Raw genomic sequence first — 24565 nt, 5'->3', positions numbered from 1 at the left:
AGTCAAAGCTTCTCGCATTCAGAGCGGATCTTGAGTGGTCAGTCCGCGACAAGAGGTGGCGGGAGCAAGACATCCGACATCGGCTCTGGCACCACAAAGTTGTACGGCTTCAATTGCTCAAGGAGACCGTCGTAGTTGAGGAACGGGATCGTGCGCGCTGGAGTAGCGGGGTCGTTGCCAAAAAAGTTCTCCCAGTGACCCAGAATCACTAAACGTGGCTTTGTCACCTTGAGGAGTCCAGTCGGATAGTAGTCCACTTGATTCCATCCTCCGCCGCAGATCACAACAACGTCGATTGGCTTAGAATCTGCGATCAGTGGTGGATACCCGAATGTTGGTTCTGCAGCTGAGTCCTGGTAGTACAGCCTAAACACGGGCTTGCCATCTTCCCCCAGCAAATCTATCAGCCAGGAAATGGTTACCTGCCCCAGCTTCCAGTCCAGTATCCCAGTGGGGAGTTGGTCGAGGTCCTTGCAACAATACTCCCCGCCTATGAAGTTGTGCCTGAACAGGTGGCCGGCGTGCATGCTGGTGACTGGCATGGCCCGTATGAAGCCAGGCGGAATAGGCGAATGGCGATCGCCGTCCTTGAGCGTGCCTCCGCCGGAGTAGAACCAGGTGCCTGGCAGGTCGGGCCTTCGGTGATCAGCAATCTGGTCCATCGCCGGCACCACCACTGAGCCCGGCGGGAAGATCTTCTGACCATCCGCTGTCCTCGCCGCGGCCAGGATGTGCTTCACAGTCTCTGAGCCGTATACGGTTGCGTGCGGAGTGTGCTTCTCACGAATCCGCGGCACGTCCAGCAGGTGATCGTAGTGCGCGTGGCCGACGAGGAGCATTGTGACGTCTTCAGCCGGGGGCATGAGGCGATCGATGCGCTCGTTGTTCGCGATCACATGGGCTGGCGGTATCCCAAGGAGCCCAAAACTTGCGGGGTTGCTGAACGAAGGCGCCAGCAGCACCCCTTCCCCACGCCAGTGAATCAGCCACCCTCCAACACCCAGGAACTGGATTTTGGGTTCTGATCCCCACTTCTGATTTTGAACTGGTAACCCACGGCTCAGTGGCTCGTGTGTGCAGCCCGCTAAGACACAAATGCAGGCCAGCAGTGCAAAAGCTCGCATACCTCACCCCTCGTCTAGGGATCGATTTGCACGCAGAAGTGACGCGCCCATAGGAGCAGGAACATGGACACGAGCAGCACTGCGTTGGTGACATCCGGGGAGAACAAGCGCACCAGCATCCCGAATCTGAAGTAGTCCACGCCGAGGGAAACTACTACCAAAGCGCTGATCACCCATTGAAGCCCGCGCCACGTTATTCCCCTCCCGACTCGATTGATCACAGCAACCAGGGGCAAGCCAAGGAAAACCAGGTACACAACCCACACCTGGCCGAGAGGAAGCGGCGATTCAAGGAAATTGAGGGTTGCGAATGCCAGCAAGAGCATGCTGCAGTTGACCAGGTCGACACCAAACTCACGCCCGTCGCTATACCTTCGCCGACGTCGAATGATGAGCAACTGGAGGGTGTGGTTGGTGATGAACCAGAGTCCGACCCCCAGAGCCCAACCATTCGGTGCTGAGGCCCCAAGGAGATACACGGAACGCAGCCCGGCACTGAAACAGAACAAAGCGATGCCGAGGGCCGCAAGATACAAGAGACCAGAGACCCACAGGGGAACGCGAAGACCTGCGTCCATGCAGCAGCTCCTGCTTGGAGACTTATCGCCGAGATAGGACTGAGTTTAGAGCGTGATTTGAGTAGTGCAGGAGACAGGAGCGGAGCGGTAGATGTTGGGGGGCAGCTCCCCCCAAAACCCGCGGTTAGGCAACGCGTTGATGTAGAGCTCGGCGCTCAAGCGTTTCCTGCGCGTCGACGCAGAGGCTCGCGGTTGGCGCGACCAGCAGGCGCGGCAACGTGATCTCCGCGCCCGTTTGTTCGCACCATCCATATGCCTCCTCCTCGATCCGATCCAACGCGCAACCAATCTCTTTCAGTTCAGACTGGTAGCGTTGAAGCATTCGCAGCTCCATTGAACGCTGTTCCTCCACACTCGCGGTGTCTGCGATGTCCGGTAGGCGATTGTCCGACTCGCCGCGGAGAGTTTCTGCACGATCGCTTAATAATTTCTGGAGCTTCGCTTTTCGATTCAGGAGGAGATGCTTGAAAAAAGCGAGTTGCGGAGCCGACATGTAGTCCGAGGCTGGCATGGCCAACAGCTGCTCTTGTGTGATGGTCACTTGAGTCATTTTCTGAACCGGGAAGGATTGGTGAGTGGCCTGATCCTAACGAGCCTCAAATTTCGTTCAAGTCAGAAGGTCCTGGTGAAATCCGGGATGTTCCGTCACTTGAAGAGAGATGCCCGCCCGTTAACTTGCTCTCTACACAAGTCACAGGAGAGAGCAATGAACTTTCAAACCACCCCCAACGGCCGCGAGGCATTCGACCAGCGTTATGGCGCCGCCGCGTACACCCTGGCCGATCAACTCAGCTTCATCTACTTCCGAGCCGCCGGCGTCGAACCGAGTCACTGGGAAAGCCGTCTCTACGCCAATGGGCTTGTAGCGCTTGCACCTGTGGCAACTGATCCGCAGATCCAGGCCGCCTTCGACTCCGTGGAGCTCGCCGAGGCACACGCAAAGGCATTCGCCCGCGCGATGGAAGGCCTTAGCGCCCACGGCTGCTCGAATGAAGTCTTCGAAGTCCTCAGGACCGCTGAAGAGCAAATTCAGCAGCTTCATCCCCCTGTCTAGCTCGAGCAGGTGCTGCTACCCTTGAGTCGTGAGTCACGAGGAATGCGCGATGTCTGAAACCTTCAAAAGCGCCAACGAGATCCATGTCGGCCCATTCAAATACAGCGAGAACGCCATGTTGGCTGTTCTGCTGTGCTTGGCGGTCGCGGCCTTGGCATTGGCCGCCATGATTGGGACAGTTCCTGCAAGTGATGCAGCTCTGTCGATCCGACTGACCTCGGTTCAACTCGTCGCTGCCTACCTGATTTCGCCCATCACGTGGGGCGCGGGATATCTATTCCATCGGGCTGGCTCGAAGACCATCGCGAATATCCTGCCGCTGGTTGGTGTTGGCTTCCTGGCCGGCGCCCTTGGATCTAGCCTGCTCTGATCAAACTTCGGCCTGCGAGAGACAGGCCGAACATTCCATACTCAGTTTGAGTTGGACTGCTGCGATCGGTAGTTATACTGCCTACCTCCCTAATCCAATCTGGAGTTGAGACAGTGAACAAGCAGGACCTCATCAATGCTGTTGCCGAAAACGCTGACATTTCGAAGCTGGTCGCCGGAAAAGCAGTCGATGCACTCATCGAAACCGTGACCGCTGCGTTGACGGCAGGGGACTCTGTGGCCCTGGTAGGCTTCGGCTCATTCGGTGTCAAAGAGCGTGCTGCTCGCAACGGTCGTAACCCGCAAACCGGCAAAACTATCGAGATCGCCGCCAAAAAAATTCCGGGCTTCACCCCTGGTAAAGGCCTGAAAGACGCTGTCAACAGCTGAGGCAACGGCTCCGTAGAACCCCGCTCCGGCGGGGTTTTTTATTGCCTGCAGAATCGCTGGAGCAACGATAATCCTGACGACTCAATTTGTCGGTGACCCACGAAAAAGGGCCACTCCCACCCGACTATTCGCAAAAGGAACGAAGACATGAAACCGATCCAAATCCACACTCCGGACGCGAAGGCGTTCTTGGTCGACGGGAGTACCTGGCCCGCGACAATTAACACCTCCCTCCCCCACTTCCTGGCCAAGGCCTCGGGCATGCTTTTCAGCTGCAAAAGCCGACAAGAGGTTCGCGTCGCCGAAGGCCAACTGCTTCCCAAAATTGAGCATGCCAGGAACCAGGTCCTGCGCCAGCTCCGCCCTTTCCTCTTCACTGACCCGACGGGGTTGTTCAATGGAATGGAGGCAGTCCAGGCCTACGACGAGTCCCTGGTAATCGCTGAGCAGGTACTGCCGGCGGTGGATTTGCTGGTGGACTTCGACATTTTCGTTGGGCTGACGCGCCTGTACCCAGGGCTGGTGAGCGAAGCAGCAGCCATCCGCACGGACCTGGCGAACCAGATCGCGCGAAGCTTCAACGGCGTCCATAAGAGCGTGCGGACCATGAACAGCGGCCGCGCACAACCAAGCGGATGAGCATGACACCACAGCAGGATAATGGGGCTGAGTCCCTCAACCGCGAACGCGGCACTCTCGTCGATATTATTTTCCGTGACCCCGCCGGCCCGTGGTCGGTATGCACGTTCAGACGGGACGACAACACCTCATTTACCGCCACGGGCAACTTCGGCAATGCCATCCTCTATGAGGATTACATCCTCTACGGGAAACGGGTTCCTGACCTGGACGGGGCTGATTTCGATGTCAGCCAATTCACTTCCATGCCACCGGCCAAGGTCGAATCCTTGGTTGGATATCTCAGCGATCTGACAAAGGTTCCCCGCAGCGTTACAAGCAAGGCAGTCCAGCATTTCGGCGAGAACCTGATTCCAATTCTGGACCAGTCGCCTTCCCGCCTCGTTGAGGCCGGCATCTCGGTTCCGGAAGCCCAAGCCCTCGGCCAGGCCTGGGCAACCCAGCGCAGCGAGCAACTCGCTCTGGCTCACATTGATGTCGAAGGCATCCCCCCGGCCAAGCTGGCTACCCTGCAGCGGCGGCTGGGCTATGCAGCAAACCTCAGTGAGGTGCTGAAGGAGGACCCCTACCTCCTATATGTCCATTTCGAGGACATCCTCTTCTCTTCAGCGCAGAACCTGGCCAAACGCTTCGGGGTGACCAGCAACACCGTATCAGCGGTAAAGGGGGCAGTGATTGGCGTGCTACGCCGAGAGGCCTGGCTTGGGCACAGCTACGTCGAAGGACGCCCTCTGATCGAGGCGGTCATGAAGATGCTGCGGCTGACGAAGGATGAGATCAGGCCACTCATCGCCCAAGCGGTAACCGATCTTGCGATGGCAAAAGTCGTGCACGCCAGCAATGGACAACTCCAGCTGCTCAGCCTTCATGACGCGGAGAAGTCACTTGCCACCTTGGTACAGAAATGGGCCGGCCTTGGCTCCTCCGACCTTGAGGACCTGGTCCCGACGGAGAAGATGGCCGCGAAGCTGCTCAAGCCGCTGGGGCTCGACGCACAAGCGACCAAAAGCCTGTCCGCAGGGCTTCGTTCGTTGTTGAGTGAGCGATTCGCTCTGGTCCAGTGCGAAACCCTCGACGACCAGATGACAGTGATCCGGGGTCTAGACCTCTTCCTGACTGGTTTCGGCGCCGACGCTGTGTACTCCGCCTATACCACCGAGATGGCCGACGAGGTCAGTCGCCTTATCACCGACGACACGCTCGTTTTCACCTACTCAGCGCTGATCGGTATCGACCCGAAAACCGGTGTGCCGGCGCAGCATGGGAAGCGGCCGATCAACGCCGACGTGCTCATCATTGCTGGCGCGGATTCTCTGGGCATTGAGGAGATGGTGAACATCCTCCGCGCAGTGCCGGAGACCAGTCGGGTTTACATGATGGGTGCCGTGAAAGACCTACCCGCACACTCCATTGGCCAACCGTTTGCAGAGATCGCACAAGCGGGCCCTTCGCGCACGTTCCAGGCCAGCTTCTGGCTGTCAGCGAGGACACATCAGCGCGAGGCCTCTCGCCGCATCTGGAGCGGCACACTCAAAGCAAACAGTGAGAGCTTCGACCCGTGCCAAGCAATTTCGTGGTTGCCGGTGCCTACCGCCCTCCTGAACGAAACCCTGCCGCTGGTTCTGAGAGAGTTCGCGCAACAGCTTGAGATTGACCCGCTGCAGGACATTAGGGTGGTAGCACCTTCAGCGCGGGGTAACGCCGGAGAGGACCTGCTAGGGCCGATGGCGGCCGCAATTGCTCGTGAGTTCACCGGCGAGGATCGGCTGGTTGAGTTTCACGGGAAAGGGTTGTTCAAGGGATTGCCGTTCGTAGTAAGGCAGTCAGTAGCAAGTACGAACCACCCGCCGTTCTCTGTCTTCACAGCGGCAGACCTCAACCCTGAGCGACTCGATGCAGTCGACCGCCTCGGGAACCAGTTCCGTCTAAACCTGGCGCAGCGCCTCGACGTGTTTCAGGGGGCAGTGATGACACCCAAGCTGTTCCGTGGCCGGGTATATGAGGTCGTTGTCCTCGTGGTCAGGGAAGGTCAGCAAGCACTAATCAACTCCACCCTCCTCTCCACTCTCCTCAACAGCGCCAGGACCACTCTTCTGATCGTGGGCGCCCTCGATGGGCTGCTCACTGGATACACGGAGCGTGAGCCAACACAGGCGCGGTCCCTCCTCATCAAACGGATGAACCCAGATGTCGATCAAATCAGCACGCCTTGAGGCGCTCGCCGCGGAACACGCGGAGATCCAGCGCCGGCGGAATATTGCGATCAGCTTGCCGTTGGTTGGGGCCGCTATCCCGTTCATGCCGCTACCACTGACGATTGCCATCGCCGCTGGCTGTGCAATCTGGTCGCTCATGCTCGACAGGAAGGAAGCTGAGTCCTCGACAACCGACGTTTGGGATTCTGGCTACACCGAAGCTCCAATTCCGGACTGCGATTTCAGGCGGTCAACGTTCCTGGGTAAGACCATCCCCTGGACAGAGTGGAAGGACCGGGTGGACGCCATCACCACCTCCAAGGGCATCGCTACGGCCGACGATATCCGGCGCGAGCTGATCGAGACCTACCCCTCGATGATCCCCTTCATGCTGTCCGATGACATCATGACGCGCCATGTAGCGCTGCTGGCTGCGACCGGGACCGGCAAGACCGAACTGCTGCTGGCAATCATCCAACAACAGATAAAAAAAGGGGCAGGCCTTCTGCTAATCGAAGCGAAGTCAGACTCTGATTTCTCTGGCTCGATCTACGGGATGATGGAAGCCGCTGGCCGGCTTGATGAGCTCCAGATCATCAACTTCGAGTTCCCGGAAATGTCGCACTCCTACAACCCGTTCTTCTCGGGCGGTGTGCGCGCCACCATCTCCACCGCGATGAAGCTCCAAGCGAACTCGAAGGAAGAATTCTGGACTGACATCGCGCGCTACTCGCTGACCGCCGCGGTACTCGCCTTGAAGCTACAGCCCGGGGAACCGGTGTTCCACATCAAGGACATCATCGCAGTCTTGAGCGACTTCGACCTTCTTCTCAGTTTCATACGCGCCATTCGGACCTCCGACTCGATCTATCACAACGACGGCGTGGAGTGGCTGCACAGCTACCTGCGCTTCTGGTTCGATGAGCAAAATGCGGCCTGGAACCTGAAGGGCTACAAGCAACTTCTGCAGGGTCTGGTCTCCAAGCTCTCGGCATTTGCACACAGCGAATACTCCAGCATCGTCAACACCTACAGCCCCGATGTCGATCTCAAGGAAGCGATCCTTCAAAACAAGGTCGTCGTGCTGTCCATGTCGTCGTTGGCCGACAAGGACGGTGTGGAGCTGTTCGGCAAACTGTTCATCTCGGACCTGGCCCGGGCGATCGGCGAGATCCAGCTCTCCAAAGAAAAGCCGTTGATGATGTGTCCGGCAATCTTCGACGAATACCCGTCCTTCATGGACGAGAGCCAGGTTTCGCTGTTCCAGCTCGCTCGATCGGCAAACGTCCCGATCATCATCGCCTTCCAGGGTGTCGGCTTCCTGCAGAACATTTCCCCAGCCTTTGTGGAGATGGTACTGGGCAACTGCTGGACGCATCTCTACTGCGACATCAGGGACGCGCAGACAAGGGAGTTCGCGGTGAAGCTGGCGGGCACCATGATCAAACGCTTCGTCCAGGAATCGTCAGGCAGCAGCACAGGGCAAAGCTACGCCTCGGAGCAGTCCGGCCTCTACACAAACGATTCGGAGGGCTCCAGCTCCAGTACCGGATTCAAGGCTACGCGTGAGGACATCCTGCAACCGGAGGACTTCGCATCTCTGGACCAGGGCGACGGGATCATCGTGGCGAAGTCTGGCACCTATCGCGTTCGGATGCCTCTGGTGCGCAACACCTTCCCGAACGTGCACTTCAAAGACATGCGACTAGTCCGCCGTCCGCGGCGGGCTAAATCGGGCGTGAATGCCTGGCAACGCTTCCACGAGAAGAACAAGGCAATTCTGAACCTGATGACTGGAGGCTGAATTTAGCATGCGAAACTCGACCAATGAGGTGAGCCAATGAACTGGCAAGACAAGCTTCGGAACTGGGATTGGGACTTCACCGTCATCTGGAGCTGGTTCCTGGACATCACTCAGTTCCACGTCCAGCGAATCGGCTGGCCTGCATATCTGGCGATCGGCGGGGTGATCATCACGCTTGGGTTGGCGTTCCAGCCCACTAGAGGGCTGACTTCTCTGATCATCAACGCCTTCATCCGCACGGTGTTCAACTACATCCAGATCGTACTGTCGTTGGTTACCGTTCAGCTGTTCGGCTTCCTGGGCAAGGTAGTCCTGGCTCAGTTCCATCGGACCAGACGCTGGCTGAGCCAAATTTTCCAAGAAAAGCGTCCCTCCTGACCCCTATCCTCCCCTGCTGATGGCCGGTGCAACGCCGGCCGTACCCGGAGCCCAAGAAAAGGGGCACTCACTTTCCACTATTGGGGAAAGGAGGGCCCTTTATGAATGTTCACGCTTGGGCTTTGGGAGTTGGTTGCCTGCTGGCTATGACGGCCCAGCATGCAGCTGCCGACTCCGACCCGTACGTAATCGATCAGCGCGACCCGCGATACCAGCGTGCCATTGAGCACCTGTCCCTCGCTGCGCAAAACCTTCGCATGGCTCAGGACGAACTGAAAAAGGCCGAAGCCAGCGCCCCACTTCCCGGACTTGATCTCGTAAGGATGCTCAGCCAGGTCAGGCCCGTGGAAGAGACCATCAACGTAGTGCTTCAGCCGGAGCAAAAACGCCTCCGGTATCACTCCGTTACCCCCGATGGCCTGTTTTTCACACCAACTCGAGTCGGAGACTGACCAATGCAAATGACTGGCCTCGCGCCGCAACTGAAAACGGAGGATCTGAAACGCTTCGCGTTGGCGGTCCTCGCCCTGGCGGTTGCCGCCTTCATGATCGCGATGCCCGAGATTGCCATGGCGGCATTCGACGGCGACTTCGCTCCCGACAAGGAAATCGCCAAGCAGTCGAACAACAGCTTCCTGGGTTGGTGGCGACTGATCGCTAGCTATGGCCTGTGGGCAGGGCTGGGCATGCTGCTGATCTCCGTACTCTTCGCCGGGGCGCGTGGTTGGTGGGTCTTTGTCCTGGTGGTTCTGATCTGCCTGTTCGGCGAAACCATCGTGATCAAGGCGGGCAACCTGGCCGGTTTCGACATGACCGGTGCCTCCACTGGGAGCAAATAAAAATGCACTTGAGAGTCACAGGTGAGTCATCGACTTATGCCTTTGCAACCTCCCCGGTGAACTTCGGCGGCCTGACTCAGGAGGACTTGCTGGCGTTCATGTTCCCGCTGGTGATCGTCAGCAAGACAACCGGCGAAAACCTCTGGGCATTCGCGATCGCGTTCTTCTGCCTGTGGCTCTTCAAGCGCCTAACCCGGAATCAGCCTCAGGGCTTTTTGGCCCTGAAGGCCTCCACTTTAGTCGGCGACCTCTACGTCATGACCAGCGATTTTCCGGCCGTTCAGAAAGCGATAGGGAAGCTGGGACGCCTAAGCGCACGAATCTGGATCGAGTTCGGACTGATCCCCGCCCCTTCCTACTGCAATCGATACGAGCCCTAACATGAGCGAGCAATACGGCCCACCGCTGAAACAATTCAACCTGCTCGGCGCAAGTGAGCTCCGGGCTGGGCGAGCAATTATTACGCTCATTGCTGTGGCAGCCGTATTGGCGGTTGTTATCGTTGTTCTGATCAACATGAATCGATCCCTCCAGGAAACGAATCGAATTCTGCAGAGCGAGCGGATCATGTATGGATTCCCGAACGCAGACGGGGTCTTTATCAGTGAACGACAAATTCCGCAGCGCCATATCATCGCGTTCGTAGCGGTCTTCCTGGACAACTATTACAACTTCACTCCGCAGTCGGCGCGCACCAACGCTGAAGAATCGCTCCGCATGATGTCGCCTCGACTCCGGGCGCTTAAAGAAGACGAACTGAAGATTGTTGCTAACCAGTCTGTAGAACAACAGATCACCCAGGTATTCACAAAATCCTCTCCGTATCAAGTCGAAGTTAGCCCCCAGGGTTACATTGTTTCCTTCAAAGCGGAACGCAACAGGGCCACTTTGAACCAGGTCTTCAGGAAGACTAAGTACAATGTGAAGATCCTCATCAAGCCGGTCAAACCCTCTAAATACTATGAGTGGGCTGTAGTGGCTGATGACTTCGACATCCAGGAGATTTCGGATTGATGAAGCAACTCTTAGCTGCGGCTATCATCGCTGCAGTTACAACGACAGCGTTTGCCGCAGACGAAAAGTGCAATCGGAACCCAAGGACCGTCGTATACAACAACACGCCGGTTGAGGTTTTCATATCCAACGACACCCAGCGTGCTGAGGTTCTGTTCCCTGAGCCTTATCTGGATGGTATTTACCTAGAAGTGACACAAGGGATGGATTTTTACCCATCCCCGATCAAGAACAAGTTGGCATTCCAGGCTACAGACCCCCTCTACACCGGGCTTGCATACGTGGATGGCCCATCCAAGCAGACCTATATCCTCAAACTCATCACTCGGCCTGGCTGTGCAGACAGCCAAGTAACGATCAGCGGACAACCAATCCCTGATCGTTCTGCTATGGCGCGTGACTCGAAAGGTCGAGTGAAGGGCCTGATGAACTATTTGTATGACGGCAAGTTACCGTCCGGGTATCGCGAGCAGGATTTTTCCCGACTGTCCGAGGCTGATCGTGTCGTATTTCGTCAGGGCTCCCTGGAATTCAAACTTCGCTCTCAAGTCGTCGGCCCCAAGTACATCGGTACTACTTACGAGGTAATCAACAACGGCCGCACGGCGACCAAAGTAGCCATCGATCAAATCGACTATGGCAACAAGGCTGTTAAAGAGGCCCTTGGCATTGCGCGCCAAGTTTCGATGCTCCCTTCTTCCCGAATCCTCGGCCCCTCCCCGGAATACATCACTGAAGTCTATGGTGAGTCGCACCGCGGTCTTCTGTTCATCGTCTCGGAGAAAGTCCAGTGAGCGCCGATAACGATCAGAAGAAGAATGTCATTACTAAACAGCGTGGACTGTACATAGTTGCAGGCGTCGGGGCGCTCGCTGTTGCAATGAACTTCATGGGCGGTCCAAGTGAATCGAAAGGGTCTGCTTCGGTTGACAAACCTCAAGCCATTGAGTTGGGCGGAGACAAGATCAACTCGATCACCATCCAGGATAAAGATGCGGCCCTGACTCAATTTGCGAAGAAGATCGAGACCCTTGAGGACAGGATCAAACGTGGCGACGATGACCGCCAGGCGTTGAAGGAAAAATTTGCCTCTGAGCAACGCAACGCAGAGCAAAAGTCGAACAACGAGATCAGAGCCCTCAGCGAGGAAATCGCTCAGTTGCGCAAGGATCAAGTGGATGGCGTTTACAACGGCGTCAACAAACTTGACCACGGCTCGCCAATGCCCCTGCCTCCAGAGTCGAAAGATGGAGGGTTGAACCTCGAAGACTTCTCGATGGCGCCACCGTTGCCGGCGGTTCCGGCTGCGAACCGTAGCGGCCCGAACTACGGCCCGAACTATTTCCTGCTCAACAATGGGGACTCCGGCGGCCAGCAATTCACTGGAAAAAGCGGTGGCGGAGCAGGTTCTACTGCAGACACTGAGCAACAGCTCTTCGCCAACATGACCGCCCCCGAGACGAATGGCATCCAACGTCAGGGCGTGAACACGTACAACAGCACCGACGCGACTCTCGCCAAGATGCAGGGTCGGCAACCTCGACCTGACCCGATGCCGGCAGCAGAAACAGTCAACGTTTCGATGCCAGGCCAAGCCCCGCGTGAAACGTACGAAGTGCCCGCCTTCTCATTCGTCGAGGTTACGACCTTGCACGGCGTGGCATGCCCTATCGGCGCCAACGCACCGGGCTCCTCTGAGGAAGGCAAGATCCCCGCGCGCCCTGTGGTCCTTCCTGTACGTGGAATCTTCAAAGGCCCAAACGGCGCTGAACGCGACTTGGGCACCATCCACCTGATGGGCCTCTGCTCGGGCAATCGCAACTCCAGCTCGAACACTGGTCGCGCAACGATCCGGATCGAGCAGCTCTCCTACTGGGATGAGACTGGCGGTGCTCAGACTGTTCCGGCCACTGGTTACATCGTCGATACCCGTGACAACGAACAAGACGTGTATGGCCGCCTCGATAAAGCTTCAGGCCGCACCCTGGCCCTGCAGTCTGCAGCTGCAGCTGCTGCTGCCTACGCATCGACCCTGAGCCAATCAGAGTTCACCACCAACAGCTCAGTCGAAAACGGCACCAGCTCGGTTACCCGCCAGCTCACTGGTGACTCCACCAAAGCCGCCGTAAACGAAGGCATCGCTGGGATGTTCAAGAAGATTTCCGAGCGCTTCGAGCGGGAAGCCAACGCAGCGGTGGACACCGTCATCGTTGAGCCCGGCATCAAGCTCCGCTTTGTCACCGACCAGACGTTCCGCGTGCTCAAGCCCGCTGAACCGTTTGAGATCGACCCTGGCATGTACGACACCCTCATCTAGGAACCAGCCATGAATCTTCGCTTCCTCCTGCTGGCAGCAGCGGCTCTGACCCTCACTGGTTGCTCTACTGATGAGCCCTTCAAGAACAGCGCATCGATGGACCAGATCTACGATGCCGTACATGGCAGCGCCAGCCGCGACACCGTCGCCCTGCTCCGTCAAGGCCTTCGGGCTCGCCCGGAACTTGGCTCCAGCGAGCCCTACTTCCCCATCCGAAATCCTGACGTGGTAGCGCCCGTCTGGGTCGTGCCCTACGCCGACTCCAAATCCGGGGTCAAGCATGGCGGCCGCTGGGACTACATCATCGTGGAGGAAGCAGAGTGGGCAAACTAACCGTCGCCTTCGCTCTTCTGGTGGTTACCGGGCCGGCTTTCGCCGAGGCGTTCCCCCAGATGTACAAGGACGCCATCCGCGAACACCACACCAAGATGATCCTTGGCTCCGGCCAAGACCTCACGGTATTCCAGCCAGATGTGGCTCTGTACCGCGAAATCTTCAAGAAGAAGAACAGCACCACCAAGCGCCAGCTGATTGAAGGCGACCAGATCCCTTGGGCTCAGCTGTTCAAAAACCAGGACCTGACTCTTGGCGAGATCGTTCGCCTCTCGGCTGCAGCATCTGGCTATGACCCCCACTTCGACCCTCAGGTCAATCAGAACCAGGTCATCAAGATCAACACTCACCCGAACTCGCTTCGGGATATCGCTGAGTACCTCACCCGCGTGAGTGGCGCGCGCGTGACTGTGTACCCAGAAAGCAGGGTGATCACTGCAACGCTGAAGGGGGCTATTGATGGCTAAGTCCCAACACAACGACCTGCATCTCTATGACTCTGAGCTGGCGGGCTTGGCGCGCCGGGGATACCAGGGCGGAATGCCTATTCAGCTGCTTTCGGATGCGTTCCTGTACGAGCGTCATGGCAGCTATTTCCACACCATCGATGGCCGTTTCGCGAAGATCTGGAAGCTGCGCGGGATGGATGCGTCACTCCTCAACAACGCCGACCTATGGCAGCTGAGCCGTGGTCTAGGCGACGTTCTGAACAAGTACCCAGCTGGTTCTGCTGGTCAGTTCATCCGACACACTCATCGTGATATCCGCGAAGTGCTCGGAATCTACCGCGCGAATATCAATGCTGAGGATGACGAGTTTGCGGCCGAGATCGCCAACTCCATCGTCGATCGCCAGATTCAAGCAGCCGGCTCCCCCGATGGGTTTTTCACCAAGCTCTCGGATCAGACGATCGAAAAGATGCGTGAGGACGCGCTCGCAGAGATCGATGACGAGCAGCTCCGCGGGAATGTGCGTCAGCTACTGCTGGGCGGCAACCCTTGGGCTGAGGAAGACGAGGACGTGAAGTCCAACGTCACGGAGGAAATCCAACGCGAAGTCAGCCAGGGTCGTTATCCCTACGTCACGGACTTCTATCTCGTCCTGCTCTGGAGCCCCGAGTACCTGTTCGGCAAATTCATCGATAACACAGCGAAAAGTGCTCTCGCCTCGATGGGCCTGATCGACGCGAACAAGCTCGCGCATCGGGAGTACACCAAGCATGCGAAGAAATTCGGTCAGCTTTGCCATGAGATTGGCCAGGCTCTGGCAGCTTTCGGATTCTCCCCAGCCTCCCTCAACGGCCAGGGCCTGATCAACTGGCAGTACCAACTGTTCAATCCAGTCAGGTCTTTCAAGGTCGAGCCCCCCAGGTATCGCCCTGACCTTCCGATACTCGACTGCCTGAAGAATCCCAACACCATCCCGAATCGTGAGGCGCTCAACGACGCACCGCTGTTCGCTTCGGTCGAGACTGAGGAAAAGGGCTGGACCATCCATGATTCGGGCGTCCCCTACTACATCCGCCCCGTTTCCGCGTTGGGCAAACCCTTGAGCAGCTTCCCTGGAATGCTGCAGGTCGCGATGTCCGGTATCGAGAGCGAGTCCCTGGTCACCATCAACTGGAGCGTTCCCTCTCCGGTAGCGATGATGGGCCGTCTGTGGGCACGCGGGCGGATGCAGTCGGGCAAGGAGGCGATGAAGATCGGCGACAAGGACTTGCTTGCTCAGCAACGTATCGACCTGGAGAAAGTGAAGTCCAAGATCAGCGCTGAAAACGGAGCTAACCGGGAGCAGTTCTTCGACGTTTCACTCCATATCAACCTGATGGGGTTTGTGGAACACCAGGTCGACGACCAGGCCATGCAGCTGGAAAACCGACTCTGGCGCGTTGGCCACAAGGAAGCTCACCGTGGTGACGCTGCCGTTCGAAACAGCATGCCGCTGAACTTCCGTCAGAGCAGCATGAAGCTGTTCCGGCGAGACACACCGCACCTCACCGAATCTCTCAGCCACCTTTGCCCGTTCTTCGTGGAATACCAAGGATGCGCCGACCCGGCGATCCTGATGAACAATCGTGCCGGCCAGCCGATCTACCTAGATCTCTGGGGCAAGATGACCAACACGGCACACAGCCTGATCTGTGGTTCAACAGGTACTGGTAAGTCCTTCACCTTCAACAACCTCCTCATGGCGTTGCGGGTGAAGTACCGCCCGAAGGTATGGATTATCGACAAGGGCGACTCCTACGAAAGCCTTTGTCTGGTCCTAGACGGGAACTACATCCGGCTGGCGACCGAGCCATTCAAAGAGCCCATTACCGGCAGAACCATCAACCCGATCTGCATCAATCCCTTCTGGATCGGTACCGATGAGAACGGCCAAGCCGTTATGCCGTCTCTGGAGGACATGTTCTTCATCGCCCGCATGTTGGTGATGATGATCACGTCGAGCTCCTCGGAGCAGGCCAAAACTTCCGTTATCACTCCCGTGACAGTGCCTTTGCTGTACCAGGCGCTGAACGAGTTCTACACCGACTGGATTGCAACCCGCCCGAAGGACGAGCCGCGTTTCCGCGACTTCATTCCGTACCTGATCAAGACGAAGTTCACCGAACAGAGCGGCGAGACGCTGGCGCAGGCACTGACGCTGTACTACGGCTCGGGGCCTTTCGCTGCGCTGTTCGATGGGTTCCTGCAGGTGCAGTGGGACAACGACTTCACCGTCCTCGAAACACAACGGATGGCCAAGTCGCCTGCATTGCCGGTTGTCACGCTGGCCCTGTTCCGTCAGATCGACCTCTACTGCAAATTCAAGCTCGATCGGAATCGGAAAAAGATCGTTGCGGTCGATGAAGCATGGGCAACCCTGTCTGATCCAACCGCGGCATCGGCACTCTCCAGTTTCTATCGGGAGCTCCGTCGTTACGGTGCGGGGTGCCTTCTGATCTCCCAGACCGTCAAGGACTTCGTCAAGCTGATCAACGCCGAAACGTCTGGGACGGGTGACTCGCAGGATGGCATCCTCGAGAACACGTCGCACTACTTCTTCCTGGCCTGCTCTCAGTCCGACTACGACGTCGCTCAGCAGCATCTGGCCTTTACGAACGAAGAGATCGATCTGTGGCGCTCGCTCGCATCCCTTCCCCCGCTCTACAGCGAGGTGTTCTACAGGATGCGGACGACCAAGAGCGAATACTACAGCGGCGTATTCCGCCTGTTCGCCAGCCCCATGGCGCTCTGGATCGCGTCTTCGCATCCGGACGATTACACCATGCGTGAGCGCAAGACCCAGGAGATCGTCAAGAACCTCTCTATTTCCGAATCCAAGGCTCGGCAGAAAGCAATCTCCGAACTGGCAAAAACTCACCCCTATGGTGCTCGATACAATGTCAACCAAGCTGCTTAAAACTCTGGCGGCTGTGGCCGCATTCGCCTCTATCGCAGCCTGTTCGTCCAAGTACGAACCGCGCGAAAGCATCGTCGCAGAGCAGGCCAAACCGATTAAGCCCCTTTACACCCCCCAGACCGAACTCGAACGCCGCGCCTATGAAGAAGGTGTCACTCAGGTCCTCACCGACCTGAAGGGCAAGATGCGCGCGCGCGACCGCTTCACCTGGGACCCGCCAATGATTGAGTGCGGGGTCGAGATTCCCGCACGGGTTCAGAACGGAATGCTTGTTCCGAGCCACAAGGAATGCGTCCAGATCGCCCCCGGGCGTTGGACGGAAGAAGCACCTACCTATCTGCCGGTATTGGGACAATAAGATGAGCAAAGAAGACAAACCTTCCCTGACGGACCTCGTGGGCAAGATCACCGCCGGCGTGGGGAATCTCGGTCGCAAGAAACAAGGCCAGGAAGCGGCCGATCGCACGGCCGAGCCAACGATTGAACTCGGCGGGGCCGACGACGAACTACCTCCGCGGTCCGATGGACTCGACGACATCGATGAACCAAATGAGCCTCTCCCGGAGGAGGCGGCAGCTCAACCCCCGAAGAAGACCAACCCGATAGACAAGCTCACCAAGGGGCAGAAGCTGATCGGTGGCATTCTCCTGGTTGCGGTGGTCATCTTCGCCAAGGGGCAGATGGACTCCCCGAGCGAAAAGCCGACGCCTGCGACAACAGAGGCGGCTCAGCAATCGACGCCATCGACAGAGGAAGGGATGGCATTCGGCACTGAGCCTGCTGGTGAGCCTGAACATGCATCTGCTCAAAAAGAAGACCTGTCCCTCCCTCTTGCTGGCCCTGGCGCTACCTCCGGACACAGCCAGGAACCTATGGCTGAAGCTGCTGTGCCTTTCCAACAAGCACCGGAGCAGCCCACCCCGCCGGCAGCATTCGGGGGCGCGGATCAGCCATTGAGCACTCCAGCTGATCATGCTGGTGCATCACCGAATCTGGCAGCCGAAACCTCCGAGCCCTTCACTCCAGGACAAAGTGAACAGGCGAATCCGTTCGGTGGCCCAGCTCCGACTGCAAGTCATGCCGAAGTGCCGAAACCCTCTGAACCTGCCCCTGGAAATCAGCCCCCCGTTTTCACTGGAACCACTCCTCCCAACCCGGATAGTGGGGCAGGAAAGGAATCGCCTGTGGAGCAGGCGGCCTTGGCGAAAACAAATGCCGAAGTGGCCGCGCAAGCGGAACAAATCGCTGCATTGGAGAAGAAGCTCAACAAGGTCGAGGCCGACCTGAAGGAAGCGCAATCCAAGCAGGTAAAGCCGGCCCCGGTCCAGCATCGAGTTGTAGCCAAGGCTACGGTTAAGACGCAACAGCCGAGAGCAAAGGCTTCCCCTGTTGCTGCTACCAACGCTCGGCCGAGGATCTGTGTGAAGGCTATCGCTGAAGCTGCTCGCAACTGCTCCACCTGCGTCGCACATGCATTCATCGTCCGCGGTGGCAGTGAAGACATGGTCGGTCAAGGCGACTTCCTCGATGGGTATCGAGTGTCAATCGTGGGCGATCGCCTGGACCTTCAAGACAAGAACGGTCAAGTCGCTCATAAATATTGGAGCGCAATGAATGGGTGTTCGATCTAACGTCCTGCTACAGGTCTCTTCAGATGAGCAAATCAATCTGGAGCGCCTGGCTGATGAAGTTAATCGCGCCTATTTCGGCGGCTCTATCGAAATCCGCCCGCGCTGGGGTATCCCCAGCGCGTGTGAGTCTCCCGAGCCGGTTACCGATATCCAGAGTCTTCAGCCTACGGAATTGGCTGATCTGAAACTGGGTGTCGAAGCGTTCCATAAGAAGGACCTCAAGACAGCAAAGGAACTGCTCGCGCAGTTCTCTCCGGATGGTCCCCGAGATGCTGCCCTGCTCTACGTAAAGGTTCTGACCCTTCTTAAAGACCCGACCTGGCCGGATGTCGCCAAGAAAGTGAATCGGGTCTGCGATGACACGATTTACGTGGCGCCCGGCAGCATTGAGATGGTGGATGGGGACGAGTTTCTTCTGGTCCACCCGATCCTCTCGAAGTCTGCAGGCCAAGGGGCTCCAGTCTTCGTCATTCGCTACATCATCCATCACGAGTTGACCCACAAGTTCTTGGGTACCTCTTCTGTCGACCCGCACCCAGAGGCATTCCGCCGGCTTGATGCATGTGCTCGCGATCGGAGTAAGGCGCTGGAGTGGTTGCGCAAACGTCACTTCACCACCATCGAGGACGTACGCGGATGAGAGGTGCCCTCTTCGCCATTACGTTGTCTTTTGCCTCTCTGGCTGCCGCTGATGACTTCAACTACGACCCGCTCATTGACTCTGTAGCCCTGAGATATGGTGCTGATCGCATCGTCTTCAGGGCCCTGGTGCAAAAAGAGTCGAAGAAGAGCCCCTGGGTGTTCAACGTCGATGGGGAAGGCTTCTGGTTCAGCACTAAAGACCAGGCCGTAAACGCACTATGGGCGCTCACTACGGCGCCCTGGCTGGTGAAGATCATCCCCGAGAAAGACGCCAAGCCAATCCGCCGATTCTTCCCCACAGAGCGCGCTGCGCAGAGCTTCGCATCCAGCTACCAGCAAAGCCGTCAGATGCAGGGGTTCCGGGCGCTGCAACAGCGAGCAGATGACAGCAAGGAAGTCCTGGACGGCCAGTTCCGAGTGCGCAGGATTTGGTTGCTCAACACAGATCTAGGGATTGCGCAGATCAGCTATCGCTTCCATGGAAAAGGTAAGGGGAGCGTTCAGCAATGGCTCGATCCAGCGTTCAACCTCAGTTACGCGGCCAGCCATCTTGCAGAGCTCAAGAAGCAGTACGGCTCAGACCTCCAGGCCGTTGGCTACTACCACTCGAAAACCAAGCGATATCGCGATGCCTACATGGCGAAGTTCATGCCGATCTACCAGAAGGAGAAAGCCCGTGCGGGTATTGCCGTTGCTGCTAAGTAGCCTGCTGCTCAGCGCCTCAATCCATGCTGCTGATAAAGGTCCTTCAGAGGATCAGCGTGTTGGTGAGGGCCTTGTGCTCATGCTCAAGGGTGAGAACCAGAAGGCCTGGAATCTCCTGTTCCCAGAGGCCAAAGCCGGCAATGTCACTGCGATGTACCACCTGGGCATGATGATGATGCGGGCGACCGACACACCTGATCATCTGCAGCGCGCCAAGACATTCTTCGAAGCCGCCGCAAAGCGGGGCCATAAGGGAAGCGAGGCCATGCTGATCCAAGTCGAGAAAACGCTGGCTGCGTCGACGCCGGGTGCTCTCCCCTCTATCGCAGGATTGAGCGGCCTCCCAGTTCCTCAAGACATGGAAGCCGCCAGGCGTCAGGCCGAAGCAATGAAGAAGCAACTCGGCCGCTTTGTGGAGCCCCTTCGCGACGTCGCTGCAGACGTCACGATCAAAGCCTTCGTAGCAGACAGCTCCGATGCGGTGAAGAACATCCGCTATTTGGCAGATCAAGCACAAGCCAGGTTCGGAGAGCGAGTGGAAACCCAGTTCTTCGTGATCGTCGATCAGGAAGCATGGGACCCGAGAAAAGTCTTCAACCAGCAGTCCAGCCAGCTACCGACGCAGGGGTTTCAACCCGATCTGGGCGGCCGAATTGCCAGTGAGTTCGGAGTGCGCAGTACCCCGGCACTGGTCCTCATTCCCAAGGACGGTAAGCCACGGGTGTTGAATAACCCTGCATCGCTGCTCGCCGATCTGACATCGATCCTGAACTGAGGTCATCCATGAATCAGAAGCTCAAAATCGGGCTCGCCTTCATCGCCGGCGGGTTCATCTTCAACGCCAACACTGTGATGTCCAACGTTCCCTCTGGTCAGGATGTCCTGAGCGATGCCCTAACCGCAGCTCTGGACAAGGTGAACCAGAACACCCGGGACCGTGAAAACGCAGAGCTGGACAAGCTGCCGAACATCCTCGACTGCCAACACATGGAGTGGATGAAGAACTGCACCGAGCTCAATCGCAACGCCAAGAAGAACCCCAATGCGCCGCTGCGCATCACCAACAACAACGGGCTCGAGTTCAACTTCCAGCCTGGCACGCCAAGCGCAGTGATCAAGCTGCAGCTGGAGCAAACCCCGCAAGCTGCTAACGAGCTGGTCACATACATGGACCAGACCTGGGGACAGTACAAGCAAGCAGCCGATCTCTATCAGATGGCGATGTGGCAGCGCGGCGATTTGCAGAACATCAAAGGACTCGATGCTGCAATGGAGCAGTCGGCCGCGGTGAAACCGATCGATACGGACTCTCTGAGCATCAGTGTGTTCACCGAATCCACCTGCCCGGTCTGCGATCGACAATTGGCAACCCTCAGCCGTCTGGTCCAGAAGTACCCGAAGTTGAAAGTAAAAATCTTCCAGCTGGATCGTGACGCGCAGGTCTTTGCAGAGAAGGTTACAGGCCGCGGTCTCACTGGCCGGATGCTCACCAAAGCAGAGCAAGACAACGTCACCAAAATGGGGATCACGGCCTGGCCGATCACCTGGATCGACAACATGAAGGTCAGCCGGCGAGAGACGCTGGTGGGCAACCGGACTTTGAATCAGCTCGAAGGGCGACTGATGGCCATGACCTACGTGAAGAACAACACCGTTGCGAAGAAGGACGCCAAATGAAACTCAATAAACTGACCGTCTTCTTCATCGGATGTGCCCTCTCCGGTAGCGTCACTACAGCTCTCGCCGTTGAAGACACTACCGATACGCCCTGGGGTCGTCGAATGGATGACGTCACCGGCTTGTTTGGTGCAAAGGTGAGCGGTAGCGCTGTCAACAAGGCTGGTCGAGGTGGCAGTACAAGTTTCGACACTTTCACCCCTTTCCAAGACAAGCAGCAGTTCATCGTTGGCGCCTACGGCTCCACCCAGGTAGGTGTCGGCTGTGATGGTCTGAATCTGGGCACGGTGCTCGATGGCCAGATGGGCCAGTACGGCAACATGGTTGAGCAGTTCATCCAGAACGCTCCATCCCTGGCCATCATGTACCTTGCGTACAGTCAGCCTACCGTGAAGTCCGTCATCGACGAACTCAACTCAGTTGGTCAGTTCGGCCTTGATCTTTCGAACCTCACCTGTAGCGGTGTGCGCCAGCGCGCGGACAAGGCCTATGAGGAGAACCTGCAGGTCGTTGCAGAGGCAGACTGCACCGTGGAAGAGGGTTACAAGTCACCGAAGTGTATGTCTGGTGACGGTATAACCAGCAGTCTCATCACCCGGATGAAAGAGACCAAGAACAAGATCACGAGCCGCGCGACGTCGTTGATGAGCGGTGTTGCTGGAAAGTCAGGCGGCCTGATTGGCGTCAAAGGCTCGGGCAGCAGTTCATCCAGTGGCGGAACCTCAGGTTCTGGCTCTTCTGGTGGTGGCAGTGGTTCCGGGTCTGGTTCGGGGTCCGGCTCGAACACTGCCGGGCTTCCAAGCAAGAGTTGCGGCGGTAGTGCCGAGGATGGAAAAACCGCCTTGGTATTAGCCGCATCCGAGATGGGTTGTGAGGACATCAAAAAGTTCTCCGGACTCCTCCCGTCCTACAGTACCGAGGAGGATGCAAGAACAGTAATTCCACGCACGATCAGCCTTGAAGATGAGGCCAAGAAACTTACTGGCGAGTACCTTGACCTGTACACAAATGTGTATCAGGCCGATCCCAAAACGTTCGATCAAAGTGACGCCTATAAGCAACTTGTAAATCGCGCTGGCGTGGTTGTAACAGAGCCTGAGTTTCTAATGATGCGCGACCTTGGTCGCAAGAATCCGGCCATGTTCGCTCAATCTCAAAGAAACCTTGCAACACTTGCAATGATGAAAGAGCTCGATGAAATCATCTCCAAGCTTGAAATGGGCGTGATGACCGGCCTTTCGAATCAACCAGACGAGCAAGCTTTCACTGAAAGCGATACTGCCCGATACACCATGGCTCTTTCTTCTCTTCGTAAGGAATATGAAATGCTGCAAAACAAAATCAAGCATGAACAGGAGAGAAGCAAGCTGATCATGGATACCGCCAAGGCACTGACCAATGGCTAACGCAGAAGTCGCTGACTCCATAAAAGACTATGACTTTCTAAAGTTGGTAAATGGGAATTTTGCCGACTTAGTAGGTCATTACCTCAGCATGTGGCAGGCTTACCATTATGTACTGGCCATAACCGCTGGCAGCATCTTGGGGACGATTGCAATTGCCTGGTCCGGCGTACGAATGTTTCAAGCGCCTGATGACAAGCTACGGTCAACCGTTGCGGGGATTACTGGAGCATGTTTGATCTATCTCCTGCTTTCCATAAACAACTTCTCATTTCCAGGAGCCGCCGGAAGCGTGAAGTTGGCAAACGGCGCCGGTTGGACACTTACCATCATTGGCAATATCTACACGGTATTCAAAAAGAATCTAGACTCCATTAACGGATCTCAACTTAACAAAGAGGCTTTTTCCAGAGCCTATCACGTCACAGATCAAAATACGTTAAAGCGCTTTATAGATAGTCCCGTTTATCCAATGTACGCCGACTATCTAGCCAAGTGCCAACCTGCATTCATCGAGGCCAATGGTGATAACGCAGACGCTGTGGAGGCTGGTCGATACGTTGGTTTCTTCGGTTCAACGGGTATTGGAGCCCCTGAGATTGAGTTCGAGGACTCTCGCTCATTTGTAGACAAAATCACTGGTGATAATCCTGAGTACGCTAGTGACCCTGTACATGCGACGCTGTTCGATCGAGACGGGGCTTCAAAAGTAAAAGAGGGGACTCAACGAGGGTTGGCAATGCTCGAAAAGATCCCCGTTGACAAGAACCCCTATGACGGCCAGACGACCCCCCCAGCAGGATATCAGGTCCCGTCGGAAACTTATTGGGCAAAAAAACTGTTCCCTGAGGCTGATTCAGGTAATGAACCTGCCCTGTTAAACGCGGCTGACTCCAAGTATCGTCACTATCTGAACAAAGGATTTAAAGAAGCGCCTCCTGACGGTGGAATCCAAAACTTTTACCCAAGCAACTGTAAAGACATGTTCCTGATGATCGATACAGCGCAGCGAAATTTCCATGCAGCCGTTAACAAGTACGCTCCTGCTTTTGAGCGAACGTCCCGGATGCGTGATGGTAATGATGCCGCCATGATCATGCTGGATGACCTGCAAAGTGCGGCTGCACAGAAAAAATCGGGGCGCTCTACCCTCGCAACTTATGGGGGGAAGATTTACAACGGCGACGAAATGTCAAACAACAACTTGACAGATCGAGTCCTCAACAGCTCTTACACGGAGCTGCAGGATCTCGGAATGAAGTTCAAGGAATGGATGCTAATTTACAAAATTCCGATGATGATAAATGGTTGCGCCATGTTGGCAGCGCTAATGCTGATTGCATTCCCATTAGTTTGCATCATCGCGGCTCTCACATCTCTTCGCGTACTGCTAACAACTGTCAAAATTGTTGCTTTCTGTTTTATCGTGGTTTTCATCAACGACCTCTGTTTGACCATGGCTTCTACTATGCTTGCCGTCAATAACGAGGCGCTTCAGGGATACAACATGGGCAACTATGCTGAAAACCAAGCGCTTCTTATATCTGCGGGTTCCGGCCAATATGTCGTTTTCATGGGATTGACTGTTGTAGAGCTGATCTTTGCGAAAATCCTGCTCTGGGATGACGTGAAGAGCATGAGCGGATTCAACCCTGGTGGTGCCGCTACTGGAATTGCCGCAACAGGGCTGGCTATAGCTGGGTCGCTCATCAAGGTCGGTGGCAAGGTACTGAGTGGTGGTACCAGCTCAATCGCGGGTGCAGCAGCAGGAGGGGCTTCAAATGTCGCTGGCGGAGCAACTGGTGGTAGTGCTGCCCTTGCAAAAGTCCAAGCGTCTAACGCCGCTGCGACGAACAATCTGGCTGGAGTTTCTCCAGGGGCGCAGTCGGCTGCTCGCGGTGCACCTAAGATGCCGATTCAGATCCCTACGCCCAAAAAGGCACCTACTCCACCATCTGGCTCAAGCACGCCAAAACCTGGTAGGTCGTCCCTTGACGACCTCATCTGAGAAATGAAGAAGGCCCCGGAAGGGGCCTTCTGACGTTTTACTTGGTTGAAATCCGATTTT

At 56.7% G+C, this 24565-nt stretch carries 27 protein-coding genes; 24 read left to right on the top strand and 3 right to left on the bottom strand.

Annotated elements, in window-relative coordinates:
* Positions 1-38 precede the first annotated feature (38 nt).
* The 3 genes from ACNFIA_RS17305 to ACNFIA_RS17295 form a co-directional block, all read right to left on the bottom strand.
* The gene (locus ACNFIA_RS17305; RefSeq protein WP_416786976.1) at positions 39-863 is read right to left on the bottom strand and encodes a hypothetical protein; all 825 of its coding nucleotides are present in this window, start codon (positions 861-863) and stop codon (positions 39-41) included.
* A 275-nt stretch (positions 864-1138) separates the two neighbouring features.
* Complete coding sequence (locus tag ACNFIA_RS17300; protein WP_416786974.1) at positions 1139-1702, bottom strand: hypothetical protein; 564 nt, start codon at positions 1700-1702, stop codon at positions 1139-1141.
* A gap of 124 nt (positions 1703-1826) precedes the next feature.
* A complete protein-coding gene (locus ACNFIA_RS17295) occupies positions 1827-2252 on the bottom strand; it encodes a TraR/DksA family transcriptional regulator (RefSeq protein ID WP_416786972.1) in 426 nt (141 codons plus the stop codon).
* A gap of 156 nt (positions 2253-2408) precedes the next feature.
* Between ACNFIA_RS17295 and ACNFIA_RS17290 the strand changes: the two genes are divergently transcribed.
* The 24 genes from ACNFIA_RS17290 (at position 2409) to ACNFIA_RS17175 (ending at position 24505) form a co-directional block, all read left to right on the top strand.
* Positions 2409-2756 (top strand): hypothetical protein, encoded by a 348-nt coding sequence (locus tag ACNFIA_RS17290; RefSeq protein WP_416786969.1) that lies wholly within the window; start codon positions 2409-2411, stop codon positions 2754-2756.
* Positions 2757-2805: 49 nt separating this feature from the next.
* Positions 2806-3126: a hypothetical protein gene (locus tag ACNFIA_RS17285; RefSeq protein ID WP_416786967.1), complete on the top strand. Its 321-nt coding sequence runs from the start codon at positions 2806-2808 to the stop codon at positions 3124-3126.
* Between the two features lie 113 nt (positions 3127-3239).
* Positions 3240-3515 (top strand): HU family DNA-binding protein, encoded by a 276-nt coding sequence (locus ACNFIA_RS17280; protein WP_416786964.1) that lies wholly within the window; start codon positions 3240-3242, stop codon positions 3513-3515.
* Between the two features lie 147 nt (positions 3516-3662).
* Complete coding sequence (locus ACNFIA_RS17275) at positions 3663-4154, top strand: hypothetical protein (RefSeq protein WP_416786961.1); 492 nt, start codon at positions 3663-3665, stop codon at positions 4152-4154.
* A 2-nt stretch (positions 4155-4156) separates the two neighbouring features.
* Positions 4157-6367 carry a helix-hairpin-helix domain-containing protein gene (locus tag ACNFIA_RS17270; protein ID WP_416786958.1) on the top strand — a complete coding sequence of 737 codons (2211 nt, stop codon included), beginning with the start codon at positions 4157-4159 and terminating at the stop codon, positions 6365-6367.
* Positions 6342-8153 carry a type IV secretory system conjugative DNA transfer family protein gene (locus tag ACNFIA_RS17265; protein ID WP_416786956.1) on the top strand — a complete coding sequence of 604 codons (1812 nt, stop codon included), beginning with the start codon at positions 6342-6344 and terminating at the stop codon, positions 8151-8153. Before ACNFIA_RS17270 ends, ACNFIA_RS17265 begins: the two co-directional genes overlap by 26 nt.
* Before the next feature lie 36 nt (positions 8154-8189).
* Positions 8190-8531: a hypothetical protein gene (locus ACNFIA_RS17260; protein WP_017520043.1), complete on the top strand. Its 342-nt coding sequence runs from the start codon at positions 8190-8192 to the stop codon at positions 8529-8531.
* Between the two features lie 101 nt (positions 8532-8632).
* Complete coding sequence (locus tag ACNFIA_RS17255; protein WP_370601950.1) at positions 8633-8983, top strand: hypothetical protein; 351 nt, start codon at positions 8633-8635, stop codon at positions 8981-8983.
* Positions 8984-8986: 3 nt separating this feature from the next.
* Positions 8987-9370 carry a hypothetical protein gene (locus tag ACNFIA_RS17250; protein WP_416786953.1) on the top strand — a complete coding sequence of 128 codons (384 nt, stop codon included), beginning with the start codon at positions 8987-8989 and terminating at the stop codon, positions 9368-9370.
* 2 nt (positions 9371-9372) lie between these two features.
* The gene (locus tag ACNFIA_RS17245) at positions 9373-9750 is read left to right on the top strand and encodes a hypothetical protein (RefSeq protein ID WP_037012921.1); all 378 of its coding nucleotides are present in this window, start codon (positions 9373-9375) and stop codon (positions 9748-9750) included.
* A 1-nt stretch (position 9751) separates the two neighbouring features.
* Positions 9752-10384, top strand: coding sequence for a hypothetical protein (locus tag ACNFIA_RS17240; RefSeq protein ID WP_037012922.1), 633 nt, complete (start codon positions 9752-9754; stop codon positions 10382-10384).
* Positions 10384-11178: a hypothetical protein gene (locus ACNFIA_RS17235; protein ID WP_416787438.1), complete on the top strand. Its 795-nt coding sequence runs from the start codon at positions 10384-10386 to the stop codon at positions 11176-11178. Before ACNFIA_RS17240 ends, ACNFIA_RS17235 begins: the two co-directional genes overlap by 1 nt.
* Positions 11175-12701, top strand: a complete 1527-nt coding sequence (locus ACNFIA_RS17230; protein ID WP_416786950.1) for a conjugal transfer protein TraB — start codon at positions 11175-11177, stop codon at positions 12699-12701. Before ACNFIA_RS17235 ends, ACNFIA_RS17230 begins: the two co-directional genes overlap by 4 nt.
* A gap of 9 nt (positions 12702-12710) precedes the next feature.
* Positions 12711-13034 carry a TraV family lipoprotein gene (locus ACNFIA_RS17225; protein ID WP_017520036.1) on the top strand — a complete coding sequence of 108 codons (324 nt, stop codon included), beginning with the start codon at positions 12711-12713 and terminating at the stop codon, positions 13032-13034.
* Positions 13022-13501, top strand: a complete 480-nt coding sequence (locus tag ACNFIA_RS17220; RefSeq protein WP_416786948.1) for a hypothetical protein — start codon at positions 13022-13024, stop codon at positions 13499-13501. The genes ACNFIA_RS17225 and ACNFIA_RS17220 overlap by 13 nt, the downstream gene beginning before the upstream one ends.
* Positions 13494-16439, top strand: a complete 2946-nt coding sequence (locus ACNFIA_RS17215) for a VirB4 family type IV secretion system protein (RefSeq protein WP_416786945.1) — start codon at positions 13494-13496, stop codon at positions 16437-16439. Before ACNFIA_RS17220 ends, ACNFIA_RS17215 begins: the two co-directional genes overlap by 8 nt.
* Positions 16420-16797, top strand: a complete 378-nt coding sequence (locus ACNFIA_RS17210) for a hypothetical protein (protein ID WP_017520033.1) — start codon at positions 16420-16422, stop codon at positions 16795-16797. Before ACNFIA_RS17215 ends, ACNFIA_RS17210 begins: the two co-directional genes overlap by 20 nt.
* 1 nt (position 16798) lies before the next feature.
* Positions 16799-18070, top strand: a complete 1272-nt coding sequence (locus ACNFIA_RS17205) for a hypothetical protein (RefSeq protein WP_416786943.1) — start codon at positions 16799-16801, stop codon at positions 18068-18070.
* Positions 18054-18710, top strand: a complete 657-nt coding sequence (locus ACNFIA_RS17200; protein ID WP_024764897.1) for a hypothetical protein — start codon at positions 18054-18056, stop codon at positions 18708-18710. Before ACNFIA_RS17205 ends, ACNFIA_RS17200 begins: the two co-directional genes overlap by 17 nt.
* A complete protein-coding gene (locus tag ACNFIA_RS17195; RefSeq protein WP_024764896.1) occupies positions 18707-19417 on the top strand; it encodes a transglycosylase SLT domain-containing protein in 711 nt (236 codons plus the stop codon). Before ACNFIA_RS17200 ends, ACNFIA_RS17195 begins: the two co-directional genes overlap by 4 nt.
* Positions 19389-20192, top strand: a complete 804-nt coding sequence (locus tag ACNFIA_RS17190) for a sel1 repeat family protein (RefSeq protein ID WP_416786941.1) — start codon at positions 19389-19391, stop codon at positions 20190-20192. Before ACNFIA_RS17195 ends, ACNFIA_RS17190 begins: the two co-directional genes overlap by 29 nt.
* Before the next feature lie 8 nt (positions 20193-20200).
* Positions 20201-21094 carry a TlpA family protein disulfide reductase gene (locus ACNFIA_RS17185; RefSeq protein WP_370601943.1) on the top strand — a complete coding sequence of 298 codons (894 nt, stop codon included), beginning with the start codon at positions 20201-20203 and terminating at the stop codon, positions 21092-21094.
* Positions 21091-22500 carry a hypothetical protein gene (locus ACNFIA_RS17180; protein ID WP_370601942.1) on the top strand — a complete coding sequence of 470 codons (1410 nt, stop codon included), beginning with the start codon at positions 21091-21093 and terminating at the stop codon, positions 22498-22500. Before ACNFIA_RS17185 ends, ACNFIA_RS17180 begins: the two co-directional genes overlap by 4 nt.
* Positions 22493-24505, top strand: coding sequence for a hypothetical protein (locus tag ACNFIA_RS17175; protein ID WP_370601941.1), 2013 nt, complete (start codon positions 22493-22495; stop codon positions 24503-24505). Before ACNFIA_RS17180 ends, ACNFIA_RS17175 begins: the two co-directional genes overlap by 8 nt.
* Positions 24506-24565 lie beyond the last annotated feature (60 nt).

Source organism: Pseudomonas sp. NY15437 (assembly GCF_048068435.1).
Lineage (GTDB): Bacteria > Pseudomonadota > Gammaproteobacteria > Pseudomonadales > Pseudomonadaceae > Pseudomonas > Pseudomonas nitroreducens_B.
This window is presented reverse-complemented; position numbering and strand designations above follow the sequence as displayed.

Bases quoted from the DNA above. Each gene is read 5' to 3' on its own strand.
- ACNFIA_RS17300 (WP_416786974.1), bottom strand. From the start codon at position 1,702: ATGGACGCAGGTCTTCGCGTTCCCCTGTGGGTCTCTGGTCTCTTGTAT.
- ACNFIA_RS17210 (WP_017520033.1), top strand. From the start codon at position 16,420: ATGTCAACCAAGCTGCTTAAAACTCTGGCGGCTGTGGCCGCATTCGCC.
- ACNFIA_RS17255 (WP_370601950.1), top strand. From the start codon at position 8,633: ATGAATGTTCACGCTTGGGCTTTGGGAGTTGGTTGCCTGCTGGCTATG.
- ACNFIA_RS17305 (WP_416786976.1), bottom strand. From the start codon at position 863: ATGCCCCCGGCTGAAGACGTCACAATGCTCCTCGTCGGCCACGCGCAC.
- ACNFIA_RS17225 (WP_017520036.1), top strand. From the start codon at position 12,711: ATGAATCTTCGCTTCCTCCTGCTGGCAGCAGCGGCTCTGACCCTCACT.
- ACNFIA_RS17285 (WP_416786967.1), top strand. From the start codon at position 2,806: ATGTCTGAAACCTTCAAAAGCGCCAACGAGATCCATGTCGGCCCATTC.
- ACNFIA_RS17175 (WP_370601941.1), top strand. From the start codon at position 22,493: ATGGCTAACGCAGAAGTCGCTGACTCCATAAAAGACTATGACTTTCTA.
- ACNFIA_RS17200 (WP_024764897.1), top strand. From the start codon at position 18,054: ATGGGTGTTCGATCTAACGTCCTGCTACAGGTCTCTTCAGATGAGCAA.
- ACNFIA_RS17215 (WP_416786945.1), top strand. From the start codon at position 13,494: ATGGCTAAGTCCCAACACAACGACCTGCATCTCTATGACTCTGAGCTG.
- ACNFIA_RS17270 (WP_416786958.1), top strand. From the start codon at position 4,157: ATGACACCACAGCAGGATAATGGGGCTGAGTCCCTCAACCGCGAACGC.
- ACNFIA_RS17295 (WP_416786972.1), bottom strand. From the start codon at position 2,252: ATGACTCAAGTGACCATCACACAAGAGCAGCTGTTGGCCATGCCAGCC.
- ACNFIA_RS17180 (WP_370601942.1), top strand. From the start codon at position 21,091: ATGAAACTCAATAAACTGACCGTCTTCTTCATCGGATGTGCCCTCTCC.
- ACNFIA_RS17245 (WP_037012921.1), top strand. From the start codon at position 9,373: ATGCACTTGAGAGTCACAGGTGAGTCATCGACTTATGCCTTTGCAACC.
- ACNFIA_RS17185 (WP_370601943.1), top strand. From the start codon at position 20,201: ATGAATCAGAAGCTCAAAATCGGGCTCGCCTTCATCGCCGGCGGGTTC.
- ACNFIA_RS17265 (WP_416786956.1), top strand. From the start codon at position 6,342: ATGTCGATCAAATCAGCACGCCTTGAGGCGCTCGCCGCGGAACACGCG.
- ACNFIA_RS17275 (WP_416786961.1), top strand. From the start codon at position 3,663: ATGAAACCGATCCAAATCCACACTCCGGACGCGAAGGCGTTCTTGGTC.
- ACNFIA_RS17290 (WP_416786969.1), top strand. From the start codon at position 2,409: ATGAACTTTCAAACCACCCCCAACGGCCGCGAGGCATTCGACCAGCGT.
- ACNFIA_RS17195 (WP_024764896.1), top strand. From the start codon at position 18,707: ATGAGAGGTGCCCTCTTCGCCATTACGTTGTCTTTTGCCTCTCTGGCT.
- ACNFIA_RS17260 (WP_017520043.1), top strand. From the start codon at position 8,190: ATGAACTGGCAAGACAAGCTTCGGAACTGGGATTGGGACTTCACCGTC.
- ACNFIA_RS17250 (WP_416786953.1), top strand. From the start codon at position 8,987: ATGCAAATGACTGGCCTCGCGCCGCAACTGAAAACGGAGGATCTGAAA.
- ACNFIA_RS17235 (WP_416787438.1), top strand. From the start codon at position 10,384: ATGAAGCAACTCTTAGCTGCGGCTATCATCGCTGCAGTTACAACGACA.
- ACNFIA_RS17205 (WP_416786943.1), top strand. From the start codon at position 16,799: ATGAGCAAAGAAGACAAACCTTCCCTGACGGACCTCGTGGGCAAGATC.
- ACNFIA_RS17240 (WP_037012922.1), top strand. From the start codon at position 9,752: ATGAGCGAGCAATACGGCCCACCGCTGAAACAATTCAACCTGCTCGGC.